We start from the raw sequence: 21,828 nt of genomic DNA, 5'->3' as shown, positions 1-21,828 counted from the left end.
AGACGATGCGAGCCCACCCCTTTCCAGGGAGTGGGCTCGCGGCGTATATGGCGATCATTCGGGTGGGATGTCACCCCTTGCGCAGTGAGGCGTTGAGGTGATCGACCACCTCGGCCCAGTCGGCATCCTCCTCGATCGCTTCGCGCAGGAACTCCGCCTGTCCTTCGTTCCAGCAGGCGGCATCGGGCAGGGCCGTCTCCTCGGGGATGGGGGCGTGGCGGTCGATAAAGCGCTTGATCGAATCGGGGTCCGAAGCGAGCCCGAGCTGTTCGAAGAGTTCGCTGAAGGGGTGGTCGGGATGTTCCATGTTGGTGTCCCCGGCTGGGTCAGTGGGGCGGTCAGCCGATGGTGACCGCGAAGCATGCACCCCCACCATAGCCATTTGTCGCGCTCTCTGCCTGAGGCGCGTCAACGCTCCCGAGTCGGTGGCGCTAACGCTCTCCCACCAGTGGCGCAAGGAAGCGACGTCGCCGCTCGGCATCCTCCAGCGGCTGGGCGAGCAGGTGAACCAGCTTGGTCAGGGCCGCCTCGGGAGTCATGGCTCCACCCGCCAGCACCCCGGCATCGGTGAGCCCCTGGCCGGCGGCATAGTCCCCCGGGCTGATGGTGCCATGGGGGCACTGGCTGATGGCGGCGATCAGCTTGCCGTCAGCGCTGGCTCGGGTCAGCTGTTCCAGCAGGGCAGGATCGTGGGGCAGGTTGCCGGCTCCCCACACCTCGAACAGTGCCCCCTTGAGGCGTGGGTCGTTGAACCAGGCCGCCAGCTGGCGGGTGCTGATGCCAGGCCACAGCGCGATGCGTGCCACGCCGCCGTCGCCAAGCGGCGCATAATCGGGCAGCTCAAAGCGCGGCGCGATATCTTTCTCCTGGTCAAGGCCATGTTCGGGATAATGCCTGGCGGTGCCTGCGATCTGCTCGCCGAGCAGCGGGGCGTTGGGACTTTCGAAGGCGATGGCATCGCGAGTATGCCACTTGCGGGCACATACACCGCGGAGCAGCCTTCCCCCGAAGGCGATGGCGATCTCCTGGAGTGCCGGGTTGGCGGCGAAGCGCAGTGCCAGGGCGACGTTTCCGGCGGCGTCGCTGTCCGGCGCCTCCAGGGGCTTCATGGCGCCGGTGAGCACCACGGGGCGGTCGATGCCCTGCAGCTGGTAGGCGAGACTCGCGGCGCTCCAGGCCAGGGTGTCGGTGCCGTGAAGTACCACGATGCCGGCATGGTCACGGTAGCGCGCGGCGATGATCGCGGCCAGTCGCGACCAGTCGGCGGGGGTGGCCGCGCTGGAGTCGATGGGGTTCGATAGGGAGAGCAGCTCGTAGGCGGGCAGTTCGGCGACGCTGCCCGCCGGCAGGCCCCTCAGGGCGCGTGCCAGGCGGGCTTCGATATTGCCGCCCGGGGCCAGTCCCCTGGGCGTCTCCTGCATCCCCAGGGTGCCGCCGGTGTAGATCACCAGCAGGGGGCGAGGCCGTCGGGAGTCAGGCGTGCTCATGGGCGGCTCCTAAGTGGCTGTGGCCGATATCATGTGAGTGGCGTGTGGCCGATATCCTGGTGGCACAGGGGCATGATCAGAGCGTCTGGTCGCTATCGGGTGACCACCTGGCCATCATTGTCGATCTCCAGGCGGCGGTTGCGACCGGCAAAGAGGGCAAAGGTGGCCGCTAACGCACAGATCGCCAGCAGCACGCCGGTGATGCTGCCGAGCCCCAGGTCGAGCTGAAGCATCACGCCTACCCCCAGCGGGCCCATGGCAGCCAGCGTGTAGCCACCGCCCTGGGCAAGGCCGGAGAGCTTGCCGGCCAGGCGCGAGTTGCCGGTGCGCAATACGATCAGCGTCAGGGCGAGACTGAAGCTGCCCCCCTGGCCCAGGCCGAGCAGGACCACGCCGACCCAGCGCAGCGAGGGTGCCCCCTGCAGCAGCAGCCAGAATCCCGAGGCGACCAGCGTCAGTACCAGGAGCAGGGCGGGACGCTGATCCCGGGCCAGGCGTGCCAGCCAGGGGGCGGCCAGGGCGGCGGGCAACTGCACCATCACCGAGGCGCCCATCATCCAGCCGGCCTCGGCTTCTCCGTAGCCACGGGCCACCAGCAGGGTGGGAAGCCAGCCAAAGACGATATAGGCCAGGGATGACTGCAGCCCCATCATCAGCATGACCTGCCACGCCAGGGGCTGGGTCAGCACCGCGCGCATCGAACCGCCGCCGCTGGGCAGCGCCGCCTCATCGCGGCGGGGAGCCAGGGTCTGCCAGGCCACCAGGGCGATGAGCGCCAGCGCCGACCAGCTGGCAAGCCCCAGATGCCACGCTCCCAGCCAGTCGGCCAGAGGAATGCTCAAGCCCGCCCCCAGGGCCCCGCCCAGGCACAGCGCCATGGTGTAGACGCCTGTCATCAGATCGGCCCCCGCGGGGAGCTCGCGCTTGACCAGCGCCGGCAGCAGGGTGCCAGCCACCCCGATGGCGGCGCCCGCCATCAGCGTGCCGATAAAGAGCGTGGCGATGACGGGAATGCCACGCAGCGCCAGTCCCACGGCCAGCAGTATCAGCCCGGCGGCCAGGGCCCGCTCGGGTCCCAGGCGCTTGGCCAGCCAGGGGGCCATGGGCGCAAACAGCCCCAGGCAGAGAACCGGTAGCGTGGTGAGGGTGCCGATGGCCAAGGGCGACAGCCCCATGTCCTGCTGGACACGAGTCAGCAGCGGGGCCAGGGAGGAGAGGGCAGGGCGCAGGTTGAGGCCCACCAGTACCATCAGGGAGATAAACAGTCCCAGGCTGACGGTGGAGTCCCGCCTAGTCGCGGTCATGGCGCCACTCCCAGGCCTGTTTGGGTCGCAGTCCCAGGCGCTGCTCTTCCCTGCGGGGGGCCAGGAGGGGATGCTCCTCGTTTTGGTTCTCGGGCCGAAAGACCACCCTGCCAAGATGGTGGGGCATCTCTTGTTTCACCTGGTGCAGGATATCGGTGACATCCTCGACGCTGACCAGTGCGCCCCCACCGTTCAGCGGGTCGGGCTGGGCCACCAGGCGACCCTCGAAGAGCCAGCAGCGCTGGGGAACCTGGGCAACCTGCCAGTCGCGGCCCTGCCACCGGGCCCGGCCATCGGACAGCAGCTGTAGCTCACCCAGCGGCACCAGCGCCTGGAAGAGTCGAGCGTTGAGCACGGCTCGACCACCACGGGCCATGGTCACAGGGCCCGTGTAGCGAGACTCGGCCAGCGCGGCCATCACCGCCTTGCGATTCGGCTTGGCGGCCAGGGTCCCACGACCACAGAGATGCAGCAGGTCATGGTCGACCTGCTTGATAACCCAGATATCAATAGGTTGTTTGCCAAACAGTTGTTTGAGCATGGTTGAGTGACACTGTCAGGAGAGTAAGAGATATATTCACATATTGTGATGCTATCTGCTACTACCGAGTCAGGCCTGCTGACGACCGCCGCCGCTGCCTCCGCGGCGCCGGCGACGCGTTCCCGCTGGCTGCTCGGCGCCACGGCCCTGCGTTTGCCCGCGGTTCTGGCCACCGCCACCGCGCCTCTGGCCATTACCGCCGCGTCCACCACCGCCACGACGATTGCGGCCGTTTTCGATGGGCTCCGGCTTGGCATTGGGGTCGGGCTCGAAGCCGGGCTCGATGCGCTTCTCGAGGTCGCGCTTGATCAATCGCTCGATGCCCTTGAGCAACCCGTGTTCGTCGACGCAGACCAGCGACACCGCCTGGCCCTCGCTGCCGGCACGGCCGGTGCGGCCGATACGGTGGACATAGTCCTCGGCGACATTGGGCAGCTCGAAGTTGACCACGTGGGGCAGCTCTTCGATATCGAGGCCGCGGGCGGCGATGTCGGTAGCCACCAGCACCTGCAGGTCGCCGGTCTTGAAGGCAGCCAGGGCCTTGGTGCGCGCGGACTGGCTCTTGTTGCCATGGATCGCCATGGCCGGGATCTCCTGCTTGGAGAGCTGTTCGGCCAGACGGTTGGCACCGTGCTTGGTGCGGGTAAAGACCAGTACCTGATGCCAGTCGTGCTCGGTGATCAGGTGGGCCAGCAGCTCGCGCTTCTTCTCGCGGTCGACACGGTAGATCGTCTGGTCGACGAGCTCGGCGGTGGTATTGCGGCGAGCGACCTCGATCATCTTGGGATCATCGAGCAGCTTGTTGGCCAGCGCCTGGATCTCGTTGGAGAAGGTCGCCGAGAACAGCAGGTTCTGACGCTTCTCGGGCAGGACCCGCAGGATCTTCTTGATATCGTGAATGAAGCCCATGTCGAGCATGCGGTCGGCTTCGTCGAGCACCAGGATCTCCACCTTCGACAGGTCGACGTGTTTCTGCTGCTGCAGATCGAGCAGACGTCCCGGGGTGGCAACGAGCACATCGAGGCCCGGGCGAATGGCATCGACCTGGGGCTGCTGGCCGACGCCGCCGAAGATCACGTGGCTCTTCAGGGTCAGCAGGCGACCATAGTCGGCCACGCTCTCGCCCACCTGAGCGGCCAGCTCACGGGTCGGTGTCAGCACCAGGGCGCGCACCTGACGCTTGCCGGGACGTGGGCCGTCGGCCAGGCGCTGCAGCATCGGCAGGGTAAAGCCGGCGGTCTTGCCGGTGCCGGTCTGGGCGCTGGCCAGCAGGTCCCCGCCCTTGAGCACGGCGGGGATCGCCTGCTGCTGGATGGGAGTCGGGGTGGTGTAGCCTTGTGCCTCGACGGCGTTCAGCAGTTCGGCACGCAGGCCGAGTTCGGAAAAGGTCATGCGGTCTCCGCAGAACACCTCGGCCGCGCCGCGCGATCGTGCGCAGCCAGTCCCGGGCCGGGGTGTGAAAGATTCGGGGTCATGGCGCGGCAGGAGGGACTCGCTGATGTGCCGCGATGCGCATTATGCCAGATTCCGGGCTTGGGCGCAGCTACTCTTGTCGGCGTGTGCCGCGAACGGCCGCGGCGAGCTCGTCGGCCGCGCTGTCCCAGCCTCGGCCCAGGGCGCGGACCAGCGCAGGATAACCATCGGCCTCGAGGACGTTCTCGAGCTCCAGGGTCTGCATCGCCAGCAGGCTGCCGTCGGCGGCATGCAGGCGCCAGCGGCCGCCGATGATGGCCCGGCCATCGTGACGTCCCTGGAAACGGTCGATCTCCAGCGCCAGACTCAGGGCGTGTGCCTCGCGGGGGGCCGTGCCGTCGAGCAGGACCCGGGTATCGGGAAGCCGCTGCGCCAGGCGGTCGCGCAGGCCGCGTTGCAGCTGCTTGCCGAGGGCTTCGGCCCACTGATGACCGCGGGCTTCCACCAGGGTGATATCGTCGATCTGCATGACGATGCCCTCGACATCCAGGTAGTCGGCGAGTCGTGGCGTGGCAACCTGCAGCTGATAGCGCGTTTCGGCTCCCGCCGCACCCTGCTGGGCGGCCTCTGGCAGAGTGGTTTGGGGCAGAGTGGCTTCTGGCAATGTGTAGCGCTCGGGCGCGGGCTTGCTGCTGGCGCACCCCCCCAGCGTGCCAGCCAGCAGCAGGGGGGCCAGGGCGGCACCAATCCATCTTCTTGCCATCATTACAAGCTCTCCTGAGGGTAGTCACTCTCGTGGTGCGCGCGGCACGGGGTCCTCGGTATCCAGGCTGTCGAACAGCAGGGCTCGCGGGTTGTCGGACAGCGTTCTTGCCACCGGCTGGAGGTCACGCAGCAGCCGCTCCAGGCGCTGGGTGGCGCCCACCAGCTCCTGGTAGGCCGATGACTCGGGCGAGAGTCCCTCCAGGGTGGTGCGCAGCCCCTCCAGGGTGGCATTGAGATTGGCCGGGACGTCGCGGGTCCCGGGGGCTTCCACCAGCTCCCTCAGGGAGGCGGAGAGCGTGCGTACCTCCGCGAGCATTGCCTCGGAGGCATCGAGGTTACGGTCGAGGCCCTCCAGCAGGGGCTCCACCTCCAGATCGTTGAGCTTGGCCAGCAGGCTGGTGATCTGGGACTCGATCAGCGCGAAGCCGCCGGACGTGGTGGGGAAGACGCGCTGCTCGGCGAAGGTGAGCGGCGAATACTCCTCCTCCAGCTCGCTGTGGAAGTTGAGATCCACGAACAGCGCTCCGGTCAGCAGGTTGCCGCTCTTGAGGCTGGCACGCAGCCCCAGCTCGAAGAAGCGCTCATAGCGTTCCCGCCATTCGTCGATGTCGACCGCCTGGTTTTCGATGCCCAGGCGCTGGGGCTCGATGCGGATCAGCACCGGAATGGCGAAACCGTTGCGACCGCCGGGCTGCTCGGCGGTAAAGTTCCAGGGCACGGCGGCCACGGTACCTAGGCGCACGCCGCGAAACTCCACCGGCGCCCCCTTGGTGAGGCCGCGAACGGAGTCGTCGACCAGCAGCACGTATTCCAGATAGCGGTTGAAGGTTCCCTGGCGTGCGGTGTCCTCGTCGGGGTAGAGGGTGAAGGTCGTGTCGGCGGCCACCGTGCCGCCCAGCGGCAGGTCCTCGGGAATGCCGAAGGTGACGCCACCACCGAGCAGGGCCTCGAAGGATTCGACATTGACTCGAAAGCCTTCGGAATCCAGGCGCAGGTCGATGCCGCTGGCCGACCAGAAGCGGGTGCTGTCGGTCACCAGGCTGGCGTAGGGGGCCTCGATAAAGACGCGATGCTGCATGCGCCGGGTGGTGGCGTCGAAATTGGCCTCTTCCACGCGGCCCACGGTATAGCCCTGGTAGGTGACCGGGTCACCCACCCGCAGCGAGTTGCCCAGCTGGCTGATCAGGTTGATGCGCAGGCCGGCGGCCCCGGCGGGTGCCACGGGCGGCTGGTCACTCACCTCGAACTCGCGCGCCTCGACCTCGCTTTCGCCCGGTTGCAGCTGAATATAGGCACCGGACAGCACGGTGTTCAGGCCGCTGATGCCCTCGCGCCCCACCCGCGGCTTGACCACCCAGAACTGGCTATCCTCGACCAGCATCGCCTCGTTGTCCGGTCCCATGCGTGCGGTGATGACGGCGGTAGAGAGGTCCTCGGAGAGGTGCACCTGCTCGACCCGGCCTACCTCCACATTGCGCGTCTTGATCAGGGTGCTGCCTGCCTCGATGCCCTCGGCGTTGCTGATGGTCAGGGTGATCTGCGGGCCACGGCTACGATAGTTGTCGTAGACCAGCCAGGCACCGATCAACAGGGCCACGATGGGCACGATCCAGATCGGCGAGACGCGTGCCTGGGGCGTTGCCCGGGCATGGTGCTGCGGGGTGGCGTCGTCATGGCGCGGAGTCTCTTCACTCATCCAGAGCTTCCTTCAGGGTGTCGTCCATGGAGGGGCGGCCGAGACGCCGTTGTCTCAGAGGGCGTCGGCGTGTCCCAGATCAGTCGGGGGTCGAAGGTCATGGCGGCCAGCATGGTGATCACGACCACGGCGCCGAAGGCCAGGGCGGCGGGCCCCGGCTCGATGGACATCAGCGTGCCGGCGCGAATCAGCGCCACCAGGATGGCGACCACGAAGACATCGATCATCGACCAGCGACCGATGAATTCGGTGACGCGATAGAGCCGTGTGCGGGCCGCCGCATTGAGCTCGCTGCTGCGTCTGACCATCAGGCACAGCCAGGCCAGGGCCATCAGCTTGCCGACCGGCACGATCACGCTGGCGATGAAGATGACGGCGGCGACCGGCCAGGAGCCCATGCCGATCAGCTCGACGACGCCGCCGACAATCGTCGAGGGGGAACTATGTCCCAGGCTGGTGGTGGTCATGATCGGATAGACATTGGCCGGGATATACATGATCGACGCGCCTGCCAACAGCGCCCAGGTGCGCTGCAGGCTATATGAACGCCGCGCATGCAGTGTCTCGCCGCAGCGCTCACACTGGCCATGACCGCCGGCATCGAGGCGGCCGACCAGCCCGCAGGTGTGACAGCCGGTGAGGCCCTGAGGGGCCGCGGTCTCGCCGGTGCGGGCCCCCTTCGGTGCACGCGGTTCGCCGGCCAGCGAGAACCACATCCAGTCGGCATCCAGCGACTGGGTGGTCAGCAGCAACAGGAGGGCGAAGGCGCAGAACGACCAGAACGACACGCCGAGGTCGATGTCGGCCATGCCGGCGATCTTGATCAGGCTCACCAGGGCGCCAATGATAAAGACATCGGCCATCATCCAGGGGGTGAGGTGTGCCAGGGAGCGCGCGATCGTTCGGCTGGCCGGTAGCGGGGTGTCGCGTAGCAGCCCCAGCTGCAGCCAGATCACCCCGGCCAGATAGATCGCGGGCAGTACCACGATGGTCAGGAGCACGGCACCGCCCACTATCGGCTGGTGGAAGCCGATCAGTGTCGTCGCGGTCTGGGTCAGCTCGATGCGATTACCGATGCCCCGCACACTGAAGCTGAGGAAGGGAAAGGCCAGGGCCAGGCCCAGAGCCATCAGGGCGGCCAGCGCCAGGGCCAGGCTTCGCTGGACGGGACGAAAATGGCGGGTCACCAGGATGTGATGGCAGCGTGGGCAGTCGGCCTTCTCGCCGGGGCGCAGTGGTGGCAGGGCGACCAGCCAGTCGCACTCCTGACAGGCGCGCAGGCGGCGGCGCGCGCGGCTCTCCGGCGGCGTGCGCTCGACGCGTGGTGCCTCACCCTGCAGCAGCGGCGGGGTGGTCAGGCGTTGGCGAAGGGGAATAGAGGGCGTGGCCAAGGGGGCTGATCTCTCCTGGGGCGCGGCTTCACTCGAAGGGCGGCGCAGGCGTACACTGCGCCGGGCCGTGGGCTAACGGAAAGTGTGACACGTCACCACGGGCACTGCCATTTTTCAACATGCACATATGAATGTAACGGGAACGAGACGATGATCCTACCCGCGGTGGCGGTAGTGGCAGGGTTGATCCTGCTGGTGTGGAGCGCCGAGCGTTTCGTCGATGGCGCGGCGGCAACCTCGGGCCGCCTGGGGCTGTCGCCGCTGCTGATCGGCATGCTGGTGATCGGCTTCGGTACCTCGGCGCCGGAGCTGGTGGTCTCGGCGCTGGCGGCGGGGCAGGGTAACCCCGGGTTGGCGCTGGGCAACGCCTACGGCTCCAATATCGCCAATATCGGTCTGATCCTTGGGCTGGTGGCGCTGATCGCGCCGCTGACGGTGCACTCCTCGGTGGTGCGTCGCGAACTGCCGGTGCTCGGCGTCGCGACACTGCTGTCGGCGTTGCTGATGTGGGGAGGCGTCATCGGTCGTCTCGAAGGGGGCTTGCTGCTGGTCCTGCTGGCCGCCTTCATGGGAGGGAGTATCTGGCGTGCCCGCCACGAGGGCTCGGATTCGCTGGCCGCCGATACCGAGGAGAGCCTGACGGTTCACCCCATGAGCCTGAAGGCGGGTCTGGTCTGGACCGGTGTCGGCCTGGTGCTGCTGGTGGTCAGCTCGCGAGTCCTGGTATGGGGTGCCGTGGCCATCGCCCAGGGCCTCGGGGTCAGCGACCTGATCATCGGGCTCACCGTGGTGGCGGTGGGTACGTCGCTGCCCGAGCTCGCCTCATCGGTCAGCGCGCTTCGTCGCAACGAGCATGATCTGGTGCTGGGCAATGTGGTGGGGTCCAACCTCTTCAACACTCTCGGAGTGGTGGGCCTGGCGGCGGTGATTCATCCCATCGAGGTGGGCGCCGAGGTGCTGCTGCGCGACTGGAGCCTGATGACCGTCATGACGCTCATGATGGCGCTCTTCGCCATGGGCTGGCGTGGACGAGAGGGGCGCATCAACCGCCTCGAGGGGGCGGCGCTGCTGGCGATGTTCCTGGGGTACACCGGCTGGATGGTGAACCTGGTGGTGAGCGGCGGGGGTGGTTGACCCGGCGACTGCGACAATGCGACTCCCCCCTGAAAGGCTTCTTACACTGTGGGTCACTGGTGAATGAGCGTATGCTGATAGGAAACCGAGTGGGTAGCGGTGGCCGACTGATCGCGGCCCTCGTTTCACTCGGACCTGCTAGGCTTTGACTGTTCCCAGGTGTCCAGGAGGCGTGCATCCATGCACCCCCTTGCGACCTTCTCGAGTTAACAGCGTAACGAGGCAAGCGCCATGGAACTGGATCCTCTTCTGCTGTCGCGACTGCAGTTCGCCTTTGTGGTCTCCTTTCACGCCATCTTCCCGGTGTTCACCATCGGCCTGGCATCCTACATTGCCGTGCTCAACGGCCTCTTCTACAAGACGGAACACCCCGCCTGGGACCGCCTCGCGCAGTTCTGGACCCGAGTCTTTGCGGTGGTGTTCGGCATGGGCGTGGTATCGGGCATCGTCATGTCGTTCCAGTTCGGCACCAACTGGAGCAACTTCTCCTATGCCACCGCCAACTTTATCGGACCGATGCTCAGCTATGAGGTGGTCACGGCCTTCTTCCTGGAGGCGGCCTTCCTCGGGGTGCTGCTGTTCGGGCGTGGCAAGGTGCCCCAGGGGGTGCACCTGTTCGCCGCGATCATGGTGGCGCTGGGCACCTTCATCTCGTCGTTCTGGATCCTCTCCGCCAATAGCTGGATGCAGACCCCGGCCGGCGCGGAGCTGATCGATGGCCGGTTCCATATCACCGACTGGTCGGCGGCGATCTTCAACCCGTCGTTCCCCTGGCGCTTCTCCCACAAGGTGATGGCCTCGTTCGTTACCGGTGGCTTCGTGGTGGCGGGCGTCAGCGCCTGGTACCTGCTGATCGGCCGCGATGTCGAAGCCAACCGCCGGGCGCTCTCCATGTGCCTGTGGCTGCTGCTCGTGCTGACGCCCACCCAGGCGGTGATCGGTGATTTCCACGGCCTCAATACCCTGGAGCACCAGCCCACCAAGGTCGCCGCCATGGAAGGCAACTGGGAGACCGATACCAATGTGCCGCTGCTGCTGGCCGCCTGGCCCGACCAGGCGGCCCAGGACAATCGCTTCGAGATCGGCATTCCGAACCTGGCCAGCCTGATCCTGACTCACCATGTCGATGGCGAGGTTCCGGGTCTCAGCGAGGTGTCGGAGGATGAGCAGCCGACGGTATGGCTGGTGTTCTGGTCGTTCCGGGTCATGGTCGGTCTGGGCGTGCTGATGATCGGTGTCTCCCTGGTGGGGCTGTGGCTGCGTCGTGGCGGCCGCCTCTATCGGCAGCGAGGCTACCTGCAGGTGCTGCGGCTGATGAGCGTAACGCCCTTTATCGCGGTGCTGGCCGGATGGTTCGTGACCGAAACGGGCCGCGCGCCCTGGCTGGTCTACGGACTCATGACCCACGCCGAGGGGGTCACCCCGTCGCTGACCGGTGGCATGGCACTGTTTACCCTGATCGGGTACATGACGGTCTATGCCGTGGTGTTCGCCTGCGGCCTCTACTATCTCACTCGCGTGGTGCGCCAGGGCATGCTGCCCGAATCGGGTGACGATGCCGATCCTTCGCCCCACGCCAAGCGGCCCTTCTCGGCAGCCAATGCCCGCTTCGATGACGATGCGGCCCCAACCTGGAGGCAGTGATATGGAATCCTTCGACCTCTCCATGATCTGGGCGGTGATCATCGGCTTCGGCGTGATCATGTACGTGCTGATGGATGGCTTCGACCTGGGCCTCGGCATCCTCTACCCCTTCGCGCCGAGCGAGGAGGCTCGGGATGTGATGATGAACTCCGTGGCCCCGGTGTGGGACGGCAACGAGACCTGGCTGGTACTGGGTGGGGCCGGGCTGCTGGGGGCCTTTCCGCTGGTCTACTCGGTCTATCTGCCGGCCCTCTATATCGGTGTCTTCCTGATGCTCGCCGGCCTGATCTTCCGCGGCATCGCCTTCGAGTTCCGCTTCAAGTCGCGACGCAATCGGGTGTGGTGGAACCGTGCCTTCTGCTGGGGCTCGGCGGTCGCCGCCTTCGCCCAGGGCGCCGTGGTGGGGGCCTATATCGAGGGCTTCCCGGTCGAGGACTTCGTCTTCGTCGGAGGGGCCATGGACTGGTTGACGCCCTTCGCGGTCTTGACGGGCATCAGCCTGATGGTCGGCTATGCACTGCTGGGGGCCACCTGGCTGATCCTCAAGTCGGAGGGCGAGATCCAGCGCTGGGCCTACCGCATCACTCCGGTCCTGCTGCTGGCGGTGCTCTCCGCCTTCGCCATGATCAGCGTCTGGACCCCGCTGGTGGATCCGGCGGTGTTCCAGCGCTGGTTCGACCATATTCATCTGATCTGGGTGCTGCCGGCCCTGGCACTGGCCTGTGCCGCCTGGCTGTTGATGGCGGTTCATCGGCGCCAGGAGGGGCAACCCTTCATCGCGACGCTGGGACTCTTCCTCTTCACCTACCTGGGCCTGGTGGCCAGCAAGTGGCCGGTGATAGTGCCCCCCGACTACACGATCTGGGACGCCGCCTCGGCCCCGGAGTCACAGCTCTTCCTGCTGATCGGTGTGCTCTTCGTGATTCCCATCGTGCTGGCCTATACCGCCTGGTCCTATTGGGTATTCCGCGGCAAGGTCCGTCCCGGCGACGGCTACCACTAGTCGGTGGGCAGTCGTCATGGTGCCGCCGGGGAGGCCTCCCGGTGGCTGGCCGCTTATGCCGCCGATGAGCGCTGGCGCCTGACCCTGGCGGTCGTCGCCGGAGTGGTGGCCGCCCTGGCCACACTGGGCCAGCTGGCGCTGCTCGCTCGATTTATCAGCGAGCTGCTGATGGCGCAGGCGCCGTTGGCGAGGTTGACTCCCCTGGCGCTGGGCATGCTGGCGCTGCTGCTGGTACGCAGCCTGGCGCTGTTCCTCCAGGAGCGCCTGGGACTCGTTGCCAGCCTGGCCCTGCGACGGCGGATACGCGGTGAACTGCTTGATCATCTGGCCAGGTTGGGGCCGGCGGGGCTCTCCACCAGGCACTCGGCGTCATTGGCCAGCCAGCTGGTCGAGCAGGTCGAGGCCCTGGATGGCTATATGGCGCGTTATCGCCCCCAGCTCGCCCTGGCAATATTCCAGCCGCTGGTCGTGCTCGTGGCGGTGGCCTGGCTCGACTGGCTGGCGGCGCTCTTCCTGCTGCTGTCGGCGCCACTGATCCCCTTGTTCATGGCCCTGGTGGGCATGGGGGCCGAGCGCCTCAATCGCGAACAGTTCGAGGCGGTCTCGCGGCTGTCGGGCCACTTCATCGACCGGGTCCGGGCGATCACTACCCTGCAGCTCTTCGGTCGCACCCGGGAGGCGACGGCCGAGGTGCATGGCGCCGCCGACGACTATCGCCGGCGCAGCCTGCGCACCCTGCGCGTGGCCTTTCTCTCCTCGGCGGTACTGGAGTTCTTCGCCTCGGTGGCCATCGCCGTGGTGGCGATCTATGTCGGGTTCGGTCTGCTCGGCTATATCACCTTGGGTCCCTCGCCTGAGCTGACCCTGTTCAGCGGCCTGCTGGTGCTGCTGCTCGCCCCGGAGTTCTTCCAGCCGCTGCGTGTGCTCTCCCAGCACTATCATGATCGGGCCGCTGCCCTGGGCGCCGCCGACGGGCTGATGGCGCTGCTTGCCGAGAGTGTCGAGGAGCTGCGCGGAAGCGGCGGTGAAGAAGCGCCACCCGCCGCCGTATCGGGGGAGCTGATTCGCCTCGAGGCGGCCACGGTGAGCTATCCCCAACGCGGCCGTGTGCTCGGCCCCCTCGACCTGGTCCTGGTGCCCGGCGAGGTGGTGGTGGTGAGCGCCCCCTCGGGGGGAGGAAAGTCGACGCTGCTGCAGCTGCTGGCGGGCTTCGTTGGCCCCGAGCGGGGGCGGCAGCGGATGGCGCCGGGGCTGCGCTACGCCTGGATGGATCAGCGGCCGCTGCTGGTCAAGGGCAGCCTGGCCGATAACCTGCGCCTGGCGGCACCGCAGGCGGATGTGGGGGCCATGCGCCGGGCCCTGGAGCGTGCCGGCCTGGGCGAGCTGCTGGCACGCCTGCCCCGGGGGCTCGATACACCGCTGGGCGAGCGGGGCGCGGGGCTCTCCGGTGGTCAGGCCCAGCGCCTGGCGCTCGCCAGGGTCTTCCTGTGCGATGCCCCGCTGGTGCTGCTGGATGAACCAACGGCGAGCCTGGACGCCGCGACCGAGGCGGATATCATCGCGGCGCTGGGGGAGCTGGCCTTGGAGGGACGCTGTCTGGTGATCGCTACCCACCACCCGGCGCTGATGGCACTGGCCGACCGGCGGCTGATGCTCGATCAGCAGGGGGAGCGCATCCGATGAGAAAATCCGTCGAGGGGCGTCGTGACCTGTGGGGCGAACTGGCTCCCTGGCTACAACTGCTGGCACGCCGCCGTGGCCGGCTGGCCGCTGGCACAGGGTTGATGGCAGTGACGCTGCTGTCGGCCATCGGTCTGCTGGCGCTCTCCGGCTGGTTTATCACCGCCACCGGTCTCACCGGCATGCTGCTGGCCGCAGGCGTGGCGGCACGGCTGGATGTCTATCTGCCGGGTGGCGGCATCCGCGCCTTTGCGGTGACGCGAACCGTGGCCCGCTATCTGGAGCGGCTCTACAACCACGACACGGTGCTGCGACTGCTCGCCGATCTGCGCGGACGGCTGTTCGGGATGATCGCCGCTCTCGATGCGCACGCCCTGAGAGAGCGGCGCGCCAGCGACTGGCTCAACCGGTTGACCGCCGATATCGATACCCTGGACAGCCTCTTCCTGCGGCTGCTGGCCCCGGCCGTGGTGTCGCTGCTCGCGATCCTGGGGCTGGGGGGCTTCCTGGCCCTCTGGGCGCCCATGGCGGGTCTCGTGGTCGGGGGCGTGTTGCTGATCGGCTGGGGCTGGCTGGTGGTCGGCCAGGCGCGTCTCGGAATGGCCGCCAGTCGGCGCCAGATCACCACTCGCGAGTCACTGCGAGGGCGTCTTGTAGAGCAGATGCAGGGCATGGCGGAGCTGGAAGCCTATGGCGCCCTTGCTCATCATCGTCAGCGGATCGAGGCCCTGGAGGCGGAACTCTATCGGGATCAGCGATGGCTCGGGACCCTGGTGGCGCTGGGCAATGCCCTGGTCGCGGTGCTGGTGGGGGGCACGGCACTCACGGCGCTGTGGCTCGCCGCCACGGCCTGGCAGGCCGACATGCTCAGCGGGCCGGTGGCGGTGATGATGCCCCTGGCGGTGCTGGCCATGAACGAGGCACTGACCGGCCTTCCCGCTGCCTTTACCTGGCTGGGCGCCACCCGGGGCGCGGCCCGGCGACTCAACGGGCTGCGCCGGGCCGCGTCTCGGCCGCCGGCGGTGAAGAGTGGCCGGGCCGCACGCCCCGGTCCTCTTTCGGTAAGCATCGACAGGGTCTCGCTGCACTATCCCGGGGCGCCACTGGCGGCTCTGGAGGGGCTCACGCTGAAGCTCGCTGCCGGTGAGCGGCTGGCGCTGTGCGGTGTCTCGGGGGCGGGCAAGTCGAGTGTCGCGGGGCTCCTGCTGCGTCAGCTCACGCCCAGCGCCGGCGAGATCCAGCTGGGAGGCGTGGCCCTGGACGCCTGGCCAGAGGCATCGCTTCGCCGGCGAGTGGCCGCGCTGACCCAGCATATCGACCTGCTCGATGACAGCCTGGCCGCCAACCTGCGCCTGGCCCGACCGGAGGCGGAGGAGGGGGCGTTATGGGCGGCACTGGCCTGGGTCGAGCTGGCCGACTGGGCGCTGACGTTGCCCGCGGGCCTTGACACTCGAGTCGGCGAGGGGGGGCGACGCCTCTCCGGTGGCCAGGCGCGACGCCTGGCCCTGGCTCGGCTTTACCTGCTGGACCCCGATCTGGTACTGCTCGACGAGCCTTTCGCCAGCCTCGATGCCGCCACCGTGGCGCGGCTGAGCCCCCGCCTGGATGCCTGGCTCGAGGGGCGCACCACGATCTACCTCGTACACCAGCTGGATGGCGGAGATTTCGACCCACCCGGGATCGATCACCGCCTGATACTGGTCGAAGGTCAGGTGAATTTATACAAGGAGTCGATATGACTGTCAGGGACGCACTACCCGAGCGGGGCCGTCGCCATCTCTCTCTTCGCCTCGTCATCCTGCTGGCCGGGGCATGGCCACTAGGCTCGGCCATGGCCGCCGAGCTGCCCGTCGAGGCGGTGACGCTCTCCTCCGGTGGCCTGGCGGAGGTGCAGCGCAGGGCCAGTCTCGAGGGAGATGGCACCCTCTATCTGGAGGTGCCCCTGGAGCAGGTCAACGATGTGCTCAAGAGCCTGGTGGTGCGTGACCCGGCGGGACGCCTTCAGGGGCTCAGCCTCGATGGCCTGGCGACGCTTGAGGAGACCTACCGTCGGCTGCCCTTTGGTCCGGAGGATCTGGGCTCGGTGGCCCGACTGGCCGATAGCCTGCAAGGGGTGAAGGTAAGGGTGAGCTCCGGTGGCCAGCGCCTCGAAGGGCTGCTGCTGGGTGTCGCGGAGCATGGTGCCGACGAAAACGGGCGCGCCGTGCAGACCCTGTCGCTGCTCGAGGAAGAGGGTGGCGTGGCCACATTGCGCCTGGGCGACGATGCCCGCCTCGAGGTGCTGGACCCAGACCTGCGTGAGCGCCTGGCCGAGGCCGCCGAGGTCAGTGGTCGCGCTCGCACCGACGAGATGCGCCGCATCGCCATCGATCTCGAGGGCGAGGGCGAACGTGATGTGTCGCTTACCTATGTGGTGGCGGCTCCGGTCTGGAAGAGCAGCTACCGACTGCTGCTCGAGGCCGATGGCAAGGCTCGCCTGCAGGCGTGGTCGGTGATCGAGAATGCCAGCGGCAGCGACTGGAGCGATGTGGCGCTGACGCTCTCCAGCGGCGCCCCGGTCACCCTGACCCAGCGCCTGCTCGAGCGCTACTGGCCAACGCGCACTGAGGTGCCGGTCACTGCCGACAGCATCGCACCGGTGCGGCCCGACGAGGGTGCCATGGAGGCGCTGCGTGGTGCCAAGGCCGAATCCATGATGGCCTATGGCGACGCGGCAGTGAGCCGCAGCGCGGTGGCGCCGTCTGCTCCGGCATCGCGCCCCGAGGTGGTCGAGGGCGCCACGACGGCCACCTGGCGTCTCCCCACCTCGGTGGATCTCGCGGCGGGGCGGACCCTCTCGCTGCCCTATATCGATGCCGCCGTGCCGGCCCGCCGTGTCTCGCTCTACCAGCCCGAGCGCGGCGAGCGTCATCCGGTGGCGGCGGTGCGCCTGGAGAATGACACCGATGCCTGGCTGCCTCCGGGTCTGGTGACCGTCTATGACGCCGGAGTGGGACACGTGGGTGATGTCAACCTGCCGGGGATTCCCGCCGGGGAGTCGCGTCTGGCCAGCTTCGCCGCCGATCGCAAGGTGCGTATCGTCGAGAGCGCCCGCCCCGAGGAGCGGCTCGAGCGCATGGTCATCGTCGATGGTGCCCTGCGGATCACCCACCAGTCGCGGCGGGTGACGCGTTACGCGGTAGAGAACGATGCCCGTGAGGCCCGGGAGGTGGTGATCGAGCATCCCCGCCGCAGCGGCTGGGAGTTCGCCTCCGAGGCCCTGATTGAGAGCACCCCCGGCCATCATCGCCTGGAAGTGAGCCTGGCACCTGGCGAGAGTGGTGAGGTCGTAGCGCGGGAGACCCGGGTGCGGCGTCAGAGCCTGGCGCTGGCGAATGCCGGCGTGACCCAGCTTGTCGAGTGGCGAGAGGCCGCCGACGGCGAGACCGCGACGCATCTCGAGCAAGTGCTGGAGCGTCGCCGGGCGCTGGCCGAGGTGGAGCGCGAGCTGGAGGATCTCGAGGAGCGGCTGACGCGAGCCGCCGAGCGCCAGGCACGAATCCGTGACAACCTGGCGGCGGTAGGCACCGACAACGACCTCGGCCAGCGCTATCTCGGGGATCTCGAGGCCGAGGAGGAGGAGATCGCCGCGCTGGAGGAGCAGCGAGAGGCGTTCGAGTCCGAGCGAGAGGTGCGCCGCGAGGCCCTGGCCGAGACGCTGCGTGAGTTGCCGTAGAAGCGTTGACAGGCGCGGCTTTCGTGTAGGCCCGGTTTCTTTCAGGATGGGGCCATACCGTTCCGGGAGAGTGAGATAAACGATGCGTGACTTCCTGACCCGACTGCCCAAGGTCGAGCTGCACCTGCATATCGAAGGCACCCTGGAGCCCGAACTGATGTTTGCCCTGGCCGAGCGCAACGGCGTCACGCTGCCCTATGCCTCGGTGGAGGAGGTGCATGCCGCCTACGACTTCAGTGACCTGCAATCCTTCCTCGACCTCTACTATCAGGGGATGAGCGTATTGCAGACCGCCCGGGACTTTCATGATCTGGCCATGGGCTATTTCCGTCGCGCCCATGCCGAGGGCGTGGTGCATGTGGAGATGCACTTCGACCCCCAGGCACATCTCGTGCGGGGCGTCGGACTCGCGGTCGTCATGGAGGGGCTCTCCCTGGCATGCCGCGAGGCCGAGAGGGAGCTGGGCCTCTCCACGGCACTGATCATGGCGTTTCTGCGCGACCGCGATGCCGCCGAGGCGGTGTGGGTGCTGGAGCAGGCGTCGCCCTATTGGGAGATGCTCGATGCCGTGGGGCTGGATAGCGCCGAGCTGGGCAATCCACCGGAGGCGTTCAGCGAGGTCTTCGAGCGCGCTCGCCGCCTGGGCATTCCGCGAGTGGCGCATGCCGGCGAGGAGGGCCCCCCGGAGTACATTCGCAACGCTCTCGACCGGCTCGACGTGTGTCGTATCGATCACGGGGTGCGCTGCCTGGAGGATCCGGCCCTGGTGGCCCGCCTGCGTGACGAGCAGGTGGTGCTGACGGTATGTCCGCTCTCCAATCTGCGCCTCAAGGTGGTCGAACGGCTCGAGGAGCATCCGCTGCCACGGATGCTGGCCGAAGGGCTCAATGTGACCCTCAACTCCGACGATCCCGCCTACTTCGGCGGCGGCATGCTGGCCAACTTCCTGGCCTGCAAGCGCGCCTTCGGCTGGGACAAGGAGACCTTCCGGCGCCTGGCCGGCAACGCCATCGAGGCCGCCTTCGTCGGTGAGGCGCGCCGCCAGGAGTGGCGTCGGCGGCTGGCAGAGGCCTGACCGGCCAGTCGTAACGCCATGACCGAAGACGGCAGCCCGGAGGCTGCCGTCTTGCTATCCAGGCCCGGCGCATGGTCAGGCCTGCATCATCCCATCGGGCTCACGTGGTGGCGAGCAGCACCACGCAGAGGGCGGCGGAGACCCACATGGCGAGTCGAATCTCGCCACCCTTGCCGGTGGCCAGCTTGATCAGCACGTAACTCAGGAAGCCGAAGGCGATGCCCAGCGTGATGGAGTAGGTGAGCGGCATCAGGATGATCGCCAGGAAGGCGGGAAAGGCCTCTTCGTAACGACCCCAGTCGATGCGGCCGATCGGCGACAGCATGAACAGCCCCACCAGCACCAGGGCCGGAGCGGTGGCGATGACTGGCACCAGCGACAGCAGCGGCGACAGGAACAGGAAGGGCAGGAACAGCAGGGCGATGGTCACCGCAACCAGCCCGGTGCGTCCCCCCTGGGCCACGCCCGCCCCGGACTCGATAAAGGTCTGAGCGGCACTGGTGCCCAGTGGTGCCGCGATCATCGAGGCGAAGGCGTCCACGGTCATGGAGCGCTTGAGGTTGCGCGGGTTGCCATCTTCGTCCTTGAGGTCGGCGGACTCCGACAGCGCCATGAAGCAGGAGAGGGCATCGAAGAAGTTGGTGAACAGCATCACGAAGATGAAGGGCAAGTAGGCCACCTTGAGGGCGCCGAGGATATCGACCCTCATGACGGCACCGAAGTCGGGCCAGGCGGCGAGACCGCTCCACTCCACCATCAGCTCCTCGCCCCACAGCCGACCCATGGGGGCCGCCAGCAGCGTGGTCAGCGCGATGCCCAGGATCAGGGCGCCGTTCATGCGCAGGATCACCATCACGGCGGTGGCCATCAGGCCGATGAAGAAGGTCACCAGACCGGGATCGAAGCTGCCCAGCGTCACCAGGGTAGCCTCGCTGCCCACGATAAAGCCGGCGTTCTTCAGCCCGATAAAGGTGATAAAGAGGCCGATGCCGCAGGTGATGGCATAGCGCAGCGAGGCGGGAATCGCCTCGATGATCGCCTTGCGCACATTGAAGACCGCGAGCACGGCAAACAGCACACCCGACCAGAACACGCAGCCCAGGGCGACCTCCCAGGAGAGGCCGGCCCCCAGCACCAGCGTATAGGTGAACAGGGCGTTCATGCCCATGCCCGGCGCGACCAGGATGGGGTTGCGCGCATACAGGCCCATGGCCAGGCTGCTCATGAAACTGATCAGCACGGTGGCGGAGAGTGCCGCCGAGAAGGGGATGCCGGCCTCGGCCAGGATCGCCGGGTTGACCACGATGATATACATCGAAGCCAGAAAGGTGGCGACGCCGGCAAGGATCTCGGTCCTCAGGCTGGAGCCGCGTCGGCTGACACCGAAGTAGCGATCGAGAGGGTGTTCGTCGGCCGGCGTTGGCACGCTCGTCGTTTTATCGGCCAGTGGCGAAGTGTTGGCGCTCATGGATACCCCTTGTTGTTGTTGAGTAGCTGTATTGAATTGGTTGTTGTCGATCGGCGATTCTTGATGGGCCATGGTGATGGAGCGCTCCCTGGTGCCTATCATGGCCGAGCCGTGTCGGCGCCTCGCTGGTACGCCGACACGTGGAGCCTTCACTCGTGTTCAGGATCCGTGGCTTTCTTCCAGGTCATCACGTCGATGTTGTAAACGACCATCGGCCCAGGTTTCGGCGACACAGCGGTCGTCGCCCATCATCATCACCGCGAAGAGCGTTTCGGAAAGCGAGGTGCTTCGCGCCGTACGCCTCGCCATCAGCGGTGTGGCGGCAGGGTCGAGCACCACGAAATCGGCGGCCATTCCCGGTGCCAGGCGGCCGATATGGGCATCGAGAGAGAGTGCCCGGGCATTGCCCAGCGTCAGGCCATAGAGTCCCTGCCAGGCGGTGAGAGGCTGACCGCGCAGCTGTCCCACCTGATAGGCGGCCTTGAGCATGGCAAGACCGGAGAGGTCGGTGCCGGCGCCCACATCACTGGCGAAGGTGACGTTCAACGCCATCTCCCGGGCGGCCTGACGGTCGAACAGCCCGCTGCCCAGGAAGAGATTGGAGCTGGGACAGAAGGCCAGGTTGGCCCCGCGCTCGGCGAGACGGCCGCGCATCTCGTTGTCGAGGTGGATGCCATGGGCGAAGGTGCTGCGTGGTCCGACCAGCCCCGACTGCTCATAGACCTCGAGGTAGTCCCGACTGCCCGGGAAGAGCTCGGCGACCCAGTCGAGTTCGCCGGTGTTCTCGGCCAGGTGGGTCTGCACCCACAGGCTGTCGTCGCTGCGCAGTACCCCTCCTGCGGCGTCGAGCTGCGCGCGAGTGGAGGTCGGGGCGAAGCGCGGCGTCAGGCTGTAGCCGAGCCGCCCCTTGCCGTGCCAGTCGCCGATCAGTCGCTCACTGTCACGGATGCCCCCCTCGAGGTCGTCGGTCAACCCAGCCGGGGCATGGCGGTCCATCAGCACCTTGCCCGCCAGCATGCACAGGCCGCGGCGGTGACTGGCGGCGAAGAAGGCGTCCACCGAGGCGGGGTGGCTGGAGCAGAACACCTGGGCGGTGGTGGTGCCGACCCGCAACAGCTCGTCGAGAAAGGCGTCGGAAAGCGCCGCGGCGTGGTCGGGGTCGGCGAAGCGCTGCTCCTCGGGGAAGGTGTAGTCATTGAGCCAGTCGAGCAGCTGGCGACCGTAGGAGGCGATGATCTCGAGCTGCACATAGTGCACGTGGCTATCGATAAAGCCCGGGGTAATCAGCTTGCCGCGATGATCGATCACCTCGGTACCGGGGGGCAGGGTCGGTGCCAGGCTGGCGTACTCCTCCACTGCCCGGATCCGGCCATTCTCGATCCACAGGGCACCGTCGGCGATATGGCGCACACTGCCCGGGGCGGGCGTGTCGCTGTCGCCGGGGTCGTCATCGAAGCTCAGCAGTTCGGCGCGCAGCACGCGCGAGTCAGACTTTGTCATCTTTAGGGCTCT

17 protein-coding genes are annotated in these 21,828 nt (G+C 67.3%); 7 read left to right on the top strand and 10 right to left on the bottom strand.

Annotation, left to right across the window (positions count from 1 at the left end; genetic code table 11):
* Positions 1-70: 70 nt before the first annotated feature.
* The 8 genes from RM463_RS01395 to RM463_RS01360 all read right to left on the bottom strand — a co-directional run bounded on the left by RM463_RS01395 (position 71) and on the right by RM463_RS01360 (position 8,564).
* On the bottom strand, positions 71-307 hold the full coding sequence (locus RM463_RS01395) for a DUF2789 domain-containing protein (protein ID WP_195687158.1): 237 nt from the start codon (positions 305-307) through the stop codon (positions 71-73).
* A 124-nt stretch (positions 308-431) separates the two neighbouring features.
* Positions 432-1,487 (bottom strand): asparaginase, encoded by a 1,056-nt coding sequence (locus tag RM463_RS01390; protein ID WP_311428679.1) that lies wholly within the window; start codon positions 1,485-1,487, stop codon positions 432-434.
* A gap of 92 nt (positions 1,488-1,579) precedes the next feature.
* Positions 1,580-2,791: an MFS transporter gene (locus tag RM463_RS01385; protein WP_311428678.1), complete on the bottom strand. Its 1,212-nt coding sequence runs from the start codon at positions 2,789-2,791 to the stop codon at positions 1,580-1,582.
* On the bottom strand, positions 2,778-3,332 hold the full coding sequence (locus tag RM463_RS01380; protein ID WP_311428677.1) for a hypothetical protein: 555 nt from the start codon (positions 3,330-3,332) through the stop codon (positions 2,778-2,780). The genes RM463_RS01385 and RM463_RS01380 overlap by 14 nt, the downstream gene beginning before the upstream one ends.
* Positions 3,333-3,401: 69 nt before the next feature.
* Complete coding sequence (locus tag RM463_RS01375; protein WP_311428676.1) at positions 3,402-4,724, bottom strand: DEAD/DEAH box helicase; 1,323 nt, start codon at positions 4,722-4,724, stop codon at positions 3,402-3,404.
* 151 nt (positions 4,725-4,875) lie between these two features.
* The gene (locus RM463_RS01370; RefSeq protein ID WP_311428675.1) at positions 4,876-5,511 is read right to left on the bottom strand and encodes an ABC-type transport auxiliary lipoprotein family protein; all 636 of its coding nucleotides are present in this window, start codon (positions 5,509-5,511) and stop codon (positions 4,876-4,878) included.
* Positions 5,512-5,532: 21 nt separating this feature from the next.
* Entirely contained in the window at positions 5,533-7,206 is a 1,674-nt protein-coding gene (gene pqiB, locus RM463_RS01365; protein WP_311428674.1) for an intermembrane transport protein PqiB, read from the bottom strand.
* Positions 7,203-8,564 (bottom strand): PqiA/YebS family transporter subunit, encoded by a 1,362-nt coding sequence (locus tag RM463_RS01360; protein ID WP_409229220.1) that lies wholly within the window; start codon positions 8,562-8,564, stop codon positions 7,203-7,205. Before RM463_RS01360 ends, pqiB begins: the two co-directional genes overlap by 4 nt.
* Positions 8,565-8,747: 183 nt before the next feature.
* On the opposite strand from RM463_RS01360, the gene RM463_RS01355 reads away from it, so the two are divergent.
* The 7 genes from RM463_RS01355 (at position 8,748) to RM463_RS01325 (ending at position 18,848) form a co-directional block, all read left to right on the top strand.
* Positions 8,748-9,731, top strand: coding sequence for a calcium/sodium antiporter (locus tag RM463_RS01355; RefSeq protein ID WP_311428673.1), 984 nt, complete (start codon positions 8,748-8,750; stop codon positions 9,729-9,731).
* Positions 9,732-9,962: 231 nt separating this feature from the next.
* The gene (locus tag RM463_RS01350) at positions 9,963-11,375 is read left to right on the top strand and encodes a cytochrome ubiquinol oxidase subunit I (RefSeq protein ID WP_311428672.1); all 1,413 of its coding nucleotides are present in this window, start codon (positions 9,963-9,965) and stop codon (positions 11,373-11,375) included.
* Position 11,376: 1 nt separating this feature from the next.
* Positions 11,377-12,378 (top strand): cytochrome d ubiquinol oxidase subunit II, encoded by a 1,002-nt coding sequence (gene cydB / locus RM463_RS01345; protein WP_195687151.1) that lies wholly within the window; start codon positions 11,377-11,379, stop codon positions 12,376-12,378.
* Between the two features lie 3 nt (positions 12,379-12,381).
* On the top strand, positions 12,382-14,061 hold the full coding sequence (gene cydD, locus RM463_RS01340; protein ID WP_311428671.1) for a thiol reductant ABC exporter subunit CydD: 1,680 nt from the start codon (positions 12,382-12,384) through the stop codon (positions 14,059-14,061).
* A complete protein-coding gene (gene cydC / locus RM463_RS01335; RefSeq protein WP_311428670.1) occupies positions 14,058-15,797 on the top strand; it encodes a thiol reductant ABC exporter subunit CydC in 1,740 nt (579 codons plus the stop codon). Before cydD ends, cydC begins: the two co-directional genes overlap by 4 nt.
* Complete coding sequence (locus RM463_RS01330; RefSeq protein ID WP_311428669.1) at positions 15,794-17,773, top strand: DUF4139 domain-containing protein; 1,980 nt, start codon at positions 15,794-15,796, stop codon at positions 17,771-17,773. Before cydC ends, RM463_RS01330 begins: the two co-directional genes overlap by 4 nt.
* A gap of 82 nt (positions 17,774-17,855) precedes the next feature.
* Positions 17,856-18,848, top strand: a complete 993-nt coding sequence (locus RM463_RS01325) for an adenosine deaminase (RefSeq protein ID WP_311428668.1) — start codon at positions 17,856-17,858, stop codon at positions 18,846-18,848.
* A gap of 100 nt (positions 18,849-18,948) precedes the next feature.
* Here RM463_RS01325 and RM463_RS01320 read toward each other — a convergent pair whose 3' ends face one another.
* Positions 18,949-20,316: an NCS2 family permease gene (locus RM463_RS01320; protein ID WP_311428667.1), complete on the bottom strand. Its 1,368-nt coding sequence runs from the start codon at positions 20,314-20,316 to the stop codon at positions 18,949-18,951.
* Between the two features lie 159 nt (positions 20,317-20,475).
* A complete protein-coding gene (guaD, locus tag RM463_RS01315) occupies positions 20,476-21,816 on the bottom strand; it encodes a guanine deaminase (protein WP_311428666.1) in 1,341 nt (446 codons plus the stop codon).
* Between the last annotated feature and the right edge of the window lie 12 nt (positions 21,817-21,828).

Source organism: Halomonas sp. LES1, from assembly GCF_031846005.1.
Taxonomy (GTDB): Bacteria; Pseudomonadota; Gammaproteobacteria; order Pseudomonadales; family Halomonadaceae; genus Halomonas.
Note: the sequence above shows the minus strand (reverse complement) of the source record. Positions and strands in the feature narration are given on the sequence as shown.

What these genes read in the sequence shown, in the direction of transcription:
- RM463_RS01395 (WP_195687158.1), bottom strand. Translation starts at nt 307, where the DNA reads ATGGAACATCCCGACCACCCCTTCAGCGAACTCTTCGAACAGCTCGGG.
- RM463_RS01390 (WP_311428679.1), bottom strand. Translation starts at nt 1,487, where the DNA reads ATGAGCACGCCTGACTCCCGACGGCCTCGCCCCCTGCTGGTGATCTAC.
- RM463_RS01385 (WP_311428678.1), bottom strand. Translation starts at nt 2,791, where the DNA reads ATGACCGCGACTAGGCGGGACTCCACCGTCAGCCTGGGACTGTTTATC.
- RM463_RS01380 (WP_311428677.1), bottom strand. Translation starts at nt 3,332, where the DNA reads ATGCTCAAACAACTGTTTGGCAAACAACCTATTGATATCTGGGTTATC.
- RM463_RS01375 (WP_311428676.1), bottom strand. Translation starts at nt 4,724, where the DNA reads ATGACCTTTTCCGAACTCGGCCTGCGTGCCGAACTGCTGAACGCCGTC.
- RM463_RS01370 (WP_311428675.1), bottom strand. Translation starts at nt 5,511, where the DNA reads ATGATGGCAAGAAGATGGATTGGTGCCGCCCTGGCCCCCCTGCTGCTG.
- pqiB (WP_311428674.1), bottom strand. Translation starts at nt 7,206, where the DNA reads ATGAGTGAAGAGACTCCGCGCCATGACGACGCCACCCCGCAGCACCAT.
- RM463_RS01355 (WP_311428673.1), top strand. Translation starts at nt 8,748, where the DNA reads ATGATCCTACCCGCGGTGGCGGTAGTGGCAGGGTTGATCCTGCTGGTG.
- RM463_RS01350 (WP_311428672.1), top strand. Translation starts at nt 9,963, where the DNA reads ATGGAACTGGATCCTCTTCTGCTGTCGCGACTGCAGTTCGCCTTTGTG.
- cydB (WP_195687151.1), top strand. Translation starts at nt 11,377, where the DNA reads ATGGAATCCTTCGACCTCTCCATGATCTGGGCGGTGATCATCGGCTTC.
- cydC (WP_311428670.1), top strand. Translation starts at nt 14,058, where the DNA reads ATGAGAAAATCCGTCGAGGGGCGTCGTGACCTGTGGGGCGAACTGGCT.
- RM463_RS01330 (WP_311428669.1), top strand. Translation starts at nt 15,794, where the DNA reads ATGACTGTCAGGGACGCACTACCCGAGCGGGGCCGTCGCCATCTCTCT.
- RM463_RS01325 (WP_311428668.1), top strand. Translation starts at nt 17,856, where the DNA reads ATGCGTGACTTCCTGACCCGACTGCCCAAGGTCGAGCTGCACCTGCAT.
- RM463_RS01320 (WP_311428667.1), bottom strand. Translation starts at nt 20,316, where the DNA reads ATGAGCGCCAACACTTCGCCACTGGCCGATAAAACGACGAGCGTGCCA.
- guaD (WP_311428666.1), bottom strand. Translation starts at nt 21,816, where the DNA reads ATGACAAAGTCTGACTCGCGCGTGCTGCGCGCCGAACTGCTGAGCTTC.